Here is a 295-nt window from a genome sequence, read left to right on the forward strand (position 1 = left end):
TCCAGGCCGAACAGCTCGCGCAGCAGCTTGTCGGCGTGCTTGTTCTTGGCGTTGCCTTCGGTGATCCAGCCCTTGGCGAACTGCTCGAATCCCACGTTGGCGCGCGCGGCGTGCCAGTCAGCCACGATGTCCATCAGGGCTGCTGATGCGATACGGCCGTTGTTCTGCTCCAGCAGCATGCGGTTACCAACCTTCAGGAACTTGCATTCCACAGCGGTCAGGCTCTTGCGCGGCAGGGCCACAGTAATGTTGCTCATCGAGAAACCCCTTGGGCCGCACGGGCCTCGGCAATTCG

The 295-nt window shown here is 62.0% G+C and carries 1 protein-coding gene; it reads right to left on the reverse strand.

All coding sequences use genetic code 11. The annotated features are described in order from the left end of the window. The coding region (locus GYA94_RS25925; RefSeq protein WP_161893385.1) for a hypothetical protein at window positions 1-257 on the reverse strand (257 nt) is incomplete at its 3' end. Window positions 258-295 lie beyond the last annotated feature (38 nt).

Origin of the sequence: Pseudomonas juntendi (assembly GCF_009932375.1) — a bacterium.
In the GTDB taxonomy this organism is placed as follows: domain Bacteria; phylum Pseudomonadota; class Gammaproteobacteria; order Pseudomonadales; family Pseudomonadaceae; genus Aquipseudomonas; species Aquipseudomonas juntendi.